Below are 6,241 nucleotides of genomic sequence, written 5' to 3'. Positions count from 1 at the left end.
GTTCTGCGGCTAGTCCGCTTACAGGGTCTGCGGCGCCATTTACCCAGGCGTCATGGTGATTTCCCCTGATGATCCATTGGCCGGGATACTCGGATCCTTTGATTTTAGCAATTACATTGTAGGCAGGAACAATATCCCAGTTGGATTCGACTTTCAAATGGACCTTTGCCCTGCCACCACCGATTCTGTAAGTGATGGGCAGGGCGCCGCGCCATTCCTCAGGTGCCACAGGCCCGTCCAGTGCGGAGAGCAGGGGCAGGGCATCATGGTAGCTTACCGGCAGTACCGGGATCTTTAAAATGGTAACTGCCTCCATTCTTTCCAGGCGTTTCGCGTTTTTTGTAGCTCCGGTATTCGGTGTCAGCGGATCTCCAGGGTAGATGACCATATCCATTACAGAACCTCTCTGTACGGTATGCTCGTTTTTAAATGGCCCTTTGGGATATTCGGCTCCCTGATAGTACCCGTCTTCTTTGGGGTCGGAATAAATAATACAGCCAATTGCACCATGTTCATAGGCAATTTTTGGTTTGATCCCCCTCCAGGAACGTCCATAGCGGGCAATTACAATTTTTCCGGAAACACTGATGCCCAGTTTTTCCAGTTTCTCATAATCCTCAGGTAATCCAAAATTTACAAATACCAATTCCCCCGTTACATCACCATCTGCGCCCCAGGCATTATAAGTGGGAAGCTGTCCTTCCTGTCCCGAAGAGGCATCTTCGGCAAAAGCCGGCTCCTTTAGTAGTGCGATAAATTTTGTGGGCGCGGTTAGCTCCAGTATCCGTGTTTTTGGAGTAGGGAACAAGACATGATAAGTTTCAATTTTAGCATCCCATCCATAATCCTTGAATTTTTTTAATACAGATTCTGCTACAATTTTGCCTTGGGCAGAGCCTAAATGGTGAGGTTTAGCAGAAAACTCTTTAATCGTGTTTCCTATGCTGATGTTACTCAGCTGCTGGTCAAAACGCTTTTCCAGTTGCAGCTGCGCAGATGATGATTTCTGTGAGAAACCTTTCAGATTTTGTTGTTGCGCAAAAAGTTCTGTGCTGGCCAATGCGAATATGGTCAGTAATACAACATTTTTTTTCATGCTGATTTTTGTAAGTGTGTATCCATAGTTTCCATCAAAATATGAGCAGACAAATACTTAACAAGAAAAAAGTAGACAAAGCAATAGCAGGATCAACAGTGCGGACAGTTGATTTTCAAACTTATCTTTCTCTTTTTGCAGAGCAGGAATTAGCACCTTTTACTTCCGGTTAGTATAGGTTGCTAAGACGTTATAGGGCCTTTCCCTCAGTCTTTCTTTATAAGTATTATGTTTAAGAACTCAATGTGAGGCAAAGATATATAAATAATCTACTAAATCCATAGACTTTAATTATTTATTGACATTTGGCTGAATATCTTCGCTTAAATTACATTAGGCGCTGATTATGTTATTTTATCATAAATTATTTCATTTACTGAACACCATTCATTATATTTGCAGTGTATTTATGGAAAATCATGGGAATATCTGAAAGAAAAGAGCGGGAAAGAGAAGAAATGAAGCAGTTGATCATGGGCGCCGCACTAAAAATGTTTCTTGAAGATGGATATGCGAAGACTTCTATTCGCAATATAGCAGATGCCATAGAGTATAGTCCGGGAACCATCTACCTGTATTATAAGGATAAGGATGAATTGCTTTTCGAAGTGCAGCGCCATGCTTATGGAAAACTATTGGAAGCTTTCAAAACATACGCGACGAGTAAACATCCTTTCGAACGATTAGCGCAGGTTTGTAAGACGTACATCTCTTTTGGACTGGAAAACCCTGAACTGTACGACCTGATGTTTATCATCCGCGCTCCCATGAACGCAGATGAGAGCCAGTTTAAAAGCAATGGTGAAGATTCATTTAAATTTCTTGTGGATACACTTGCAGAATGTATCACTCAGGGCCTGATTGTTTTTAACGACATACAATTGGCAGCATTGCAGGTTTGGGCAATGGCTCACGGTCTGGTGTCTCTTGATCTGCGCTGCCGCCTGAAAGTGATGATGATCAATGATGTAACAATTCGCGAAACCTTAAATCAAAGCATGGAAGAATATTTAAGCTGCATTAGAAAATAATATTTTTTTGACCCTTTACTAAACACCGTTTATTATGTATACATCATTTATAGTTTTGCTAAAATACATGTTTAAATAATCCCTATATTTTTTACCCTTTTACTAAACACTGTTTACTATGTACACGTCATTTATTAAAATACTTTCTTTTGTTACAGCCTGGGTAATCCTGACCGGAGGAATGGCTAGCGCGCAGCAACAAGATCCTCGATTAGATGTATATATCTCTGATGCATTCTCTAATAACCAGGGGCTGAAGCAACAGAAATTTGATCTTGACCGGGCTATGTTTGCGCTCAGGGAAGCCAAGTCCATGTATTTGCCTTCAGTAAGTATGCTAGGCAGCTATACCAAAGCCTCGGGTGGCAGGACCATTGATGTGCCGGTCGGCGATCTCATCAATCCAATTTATACGGCACTTAATGAACTTACTTCTTCCTCAAAATTTCCCCAGCTCAGCAATACTTCTGAACAGCTAAATCCTGACAATTTCTATGATGTGAAGCTTCGTACCTCTCTTCCACTCATTAATGCGGAGATCCGTTACAACAAGCTCATTAAACAACAACTGATCAGCATACAGCAGGCATCGGTCAATGTTTATAAACGCGCATTGGTAAAAGATATTAAAACAGCTTATTATCAATATTATCAATCACTGCAGGGGGTGGAAGCTTATAAAAGTGCCTTGCTGCTGATCAATGAAAACATCAGGGTAAATGCCAGTCTGTTAAAAAACGGTGTAAGGAACGGTACCGCTTTGCTGCGTGCTCAAACGGAGCAGCAAAAAATAAATGCAGCTTTAATCTCGGCCCAAAAAAACACAGAAAATGCCAGAGCTTATTTTAATTTTCTTTTAAACCGGCCGCTTGGAGATTCGATAGATACTTCAGGTATACACCCCATCGTCTTCACCAGCGAGCCTGATAGTATTAGGGGAGTAGACAACAGGGAGGAACTGAAACAGCTAAAGGCTACGCAACAAGTGAATTCGCTTGATTATAAATTGCAGCGCTCCGCGATCATTCCAAAGCTCAATACCTTTTTGGATCTGGGCTCGCAGGGTACCGGAACTACATTTAACGGCAATACACGTTACTATCTTTGGGGCGTAAATCTGCAATGGGACCTGTTTACCGGGGGTAAAAATAAATACCGCGCTGCACAGTCACAAGCAAGCTTAAACGCAACAGCCGCAAAACTGGAGGAAACCGAAGATGCACTCAAATTGACACTCCTGCAATCCTTAAATAACTACCGTTCGGTAAAAGCGGCAGATAAAAGTGCCCGGGCAGCATTAACATTTGCCGAAAAATATTTCAGGGATCAGCTTAAGGCGTACCAGGCAGGGCAGTTGCTCTACCTCGAACTGCTTGATGCTCAGGACCAGCTCATCAGCACCAAACTTCGTATTGCAGAAACTCAGGCTGATCTGCAGATTTCCATCGCAGAACTTGAACGCAATCAAGCCACTTATCCAATTGACAATTCAAACTAAAAATCATAGACATGAAAGCCATTCACTACATCAGCATATTGTTAGCCGCTCCGCTTTTTTTCAGCTGCACTACAAAGGAGCCGGCAAAGAAACTGACGGACAAGGATACCATACCTGTCCGGATCATACCACTGGACCAGCAGACAGGAAATGCTGCGATCGCATTATCCGGACAGTTTACCACAGATGATGAGGTATTACTTTCTTTCAAAACAGGCGGCATCATCAACAGGGTACTGGTAAAAGAGGGTGATCCTGTAAAGAAGGGACAGCTTCTGGCCACATTAAACCTTACCGAAATCAATGCGCAGGTGCAGCAGGCACAGCTGGCACTTGAAAAAGCAGCAAGAGATCATAAACGCACCCAGAGTTTGTACGCCGATAGTGTGGCTACGCTCGAGCAGCTGCAAAATACAAAGACTGCGCTTCAGCTTGCCCGGCAGCAATTGAATCTCGTATCGTTTAACAGGAAATTCTCCGAAATTCATGCCCCGCAGGATGGCTTTATCCTGAAAAAACTGGCTGACGCCGGTCAGCAGGTCTCTTCGGGTACCGCCGTACTGCAAAGTAACGGTGAAGGAAAATGGATGCTCAAAGCTGCAGTTAGTGATCAGGAATGGGTACTGTTGAAATTGAATGACAAGGCAAAGGTTCAGATTGCCTCATTGCCCGGCCAATCTTTTGAGGGCATCGTAAGCAGGAAATCTGAGGGTGCTGACGCCGCCACCGGAACATTTGCTGTTTACATCACGCTGACCGGGAAAAGACCGGAGGGTATAGCAACAGGTATGTTTGGCAAGGCAGTAGTCAATCCGTCAGGGCAAACCAGCGGAAGCTGGAAGATCCCTTACGAAGCTTTGCTGGATGGCAACGGCAGCAGCGGTTATGTTTTCATTACCAATGATCATAAAAGGGCACAAAAGAAAATGGTGACCATCGCAAGCATCGAAAAGAATACTGTGACCATTACTAATGGGCTGCAGGGCGCGACGTCGCTGATCGTTTCCGGTTCGGCTTATCTGACAGACAACAGCAAAATCTCTATTCATTCACCATTAAACACTGCAAAATGAAACCTGCAAAGCAGGCTTCATGGCAATTAAATAAAAATATAATCTTATGAAAATCTCAGATTATGCAGTAAAGAACAGCCAGTTTACCCTTGTGATCTTCCTGATGATCATTGTTTTGGGAGTTACCACTGTGCTCAACATGTCCAGGTCTGAAGACCCTGAGATGCATGCTCCTATGTTTAATGTGATTGTCGTTTACCCGGGGACTAGTCCGCGCGACATTGAGGACCGGGTAGTAAATCCGCTGGAGAAGACCATATCTGGTCTTGATGACATTAAAAGACTGCGCAGCAGCATTTCAAACGGGGTTGCGGTGATCAGGGTGGAATACAAGTACAGCAGCAATGTAGATTCTAAATATCAGGAAGTCGTAAGGGAAGTAAACAGCAAACGTGCCGAACTGCCTGCCGATATTTACAGCATTGAAATTCAAAAACAGCAGCCTTCGGATGTCAATATTCTCCAGGTCGCACTGATTTCTGAGAATGCAGCGAGCCAGCGCATGCAATACTATGCAGAGAAACTTCAGGATGAACTGGAAAAGGTAACTGCGCTCAAGAAAGTATCGATCTTCGGTGTTCCGGGACAGCAGGTCCGCATAGAACTTGACCTGGAGAAGGTCGCACAGATGAATTTGCCCTTAACTACAATCACCAACAGTCTGAAAAATGAAATGGCTAGTATCCCTGGAGGAGCCATTGATGCATCCCGGCAGACTTTCAATGTGATCATCAATGAATACCGCAGCCTTGATGCGGTGAAAAACACAATAGTGTATTCTGCAGGCGGAAAAAACGTCTTTTTAAAGAACATCGCAAAAGTATATTATGGCTACGAGGAAGAAAAACACATTACCCGGTTAAACGGACACCGTTCGGTATTTGTAACGGCGGCCCAGAAGGAGGGAGAGAACATCAGTAAAACGCAAAAGGAATACCAGCCTGTGCTGGACCGGTTTAAGAAGACACTGCCTGCAAACATAGACCTGGTGCAGAATTTCGATCAGGCAGATAACGTGAACAGACGTTTGTCGGGCCTGGGGACTGATTTTATCATTGCCATTTTGCTGGTCGCTGTTACTTTGCTCCCATTGGGGCTAAGGCCAGCCATCATTGTAATGATTTCCATTCCGCTGTCCCTGGCAATTGGCATCGTATTGCTTCAGTTGTTTGGTTTTAACCTGAATCAATTGAGTATTGTCGGACTGGTGGTCGCCCTGGGTTTGCTGGTCGATGACAGTATCGTGGTGGTAGAAAATATAGAACGCTGGATGCTCGAAGGACACGGCCGTCTGGAAGCGACATTAAAAGCAACCAAACAAATTGGACTGGCTGTTGTGGGTTGTACCATTACATTGATCATTGCTTTTATGCCTTTGGTATTTCTTCCCGAGGGTTCAGGTGATTTCATCCGCTCCCTTCCTTTGGCAGTGATCTTCTGCGTGATGGCTTCTATGCTGGTTTCGCTGACCATCATTCCTTTCTTATCGAGCCGCCTGCTGAAGAGCCATACCGGAAACCCGGAAGGAAATTTCCTGATGCGC

5 protein-coding genes and 1 riboswitch are annotated in these 6,241 nt (G+C 44.2%); of the genes, 4 read left to right on the top strand and 1 reads right to left on the bottom strand.

From position 1 onward, the window contains the following. A partial coding sequence (locus tag VK541_RS03195; protein WP_324366860.1) for a PA domain-containing protein occupies nt 1-1,096 on the bottom strand: 1,096 nt, incomplete at its 3' end. A gap of 118 nt (nt 1,097-1,214) precedes the next feature. Next, nucleotides 1,215-1,322, bottom strand: a riboswitch (SAM riboswitch). A gap of 193 nt (nt 1,323-1,515) precedes the next feature. Here VK541_RS03195 and VK541_RS03190 point away from each other — a divergent pair. The 4 genes from VK541_RS03190 to VK541_RS03175 all read left to right on the top strand — a co-directional run. After that, nucleotides 1,516-2,127 (top strand): TetR/AcrR family transcriptional regulator, encoded by a 612-nt coding sequence (locus tag VK541_RS03190; RefSeq protein WP_324366858.1) that lies wholly within the window; start codon nt 1,516-1,518, stop codon nt 2,125-2,127. Nucleotides 2,128-2,245: 118 nt separating this feature from the next. Further along, a complete protein-coding gene (locus VK541_RS03185; protein WP_324366856.1) occupies nt 2,246-3,625 on the top strand; it encodes a TolC family protein in 1,380 nt (459 codons plus the stop codon). A gap of 11 nt (nt 3,626-3,636) precedes the next feature. Further along, nucleotides 3,637-4,698: an efflux RND transporter periplasmic adaptor subunit gene (locus VK541_RS03180; protein WP_324366854.1), complete on the top strand. Its 1,062-nt coding sequence runs from the start codon at nt 3,637-3,639 to the stop codon at nt 4,696-4,698. Nucleotides 4,699-4,744: 46 nt separating this feature from the next. Next, on the top strand, nt 4,745-6,241 hold a 1,497-nt coding region (locus VK541_RS03175; RefSeq protein ID WP_324366852.1), incomplete at its 3' end, for an efflux RND transporter permease subunit.

The organism is Pedobacter sp. (assembly GCF_035317785.1).
In the GTDB taxonomy this organism is placed as follows: Bacteria; Bacteroidota; Bacteroidia; order Sphingobacteriales; family Sphingobacteriaceae; genus Pedobacter.
Note: the sequence above shows the minus strand (reverse complement) of the source record. Positions and strands in the feature narration are given on the sequence as shown.

What these genes read in the sequence shown, in the direction of transcription:
- VK541_RS03190 (WP_324366858.1), top strand. Translation starts at nt 1,516, where the DNA reads ATGGGAATATCTGAAAGAAAAGAGCGGGAAAGAGAAGAAATGAAGCAG.
- VK541_RS03180 (WP_324366854.1), top strand. Translation starts at nt 3,637, where the DNA reads ATGAAAGCCATTCACTACATCAGCATATTGTTAGCCGCTCCGCTTTTT.
- VK541_RS03185 (WP_324366856.1), top strand. Translation starts at nt 2,246, where the DNA reads ATGTACACGTCATTTATTAAAATACTTTCTTTTGTTACAGCCTGGGTA.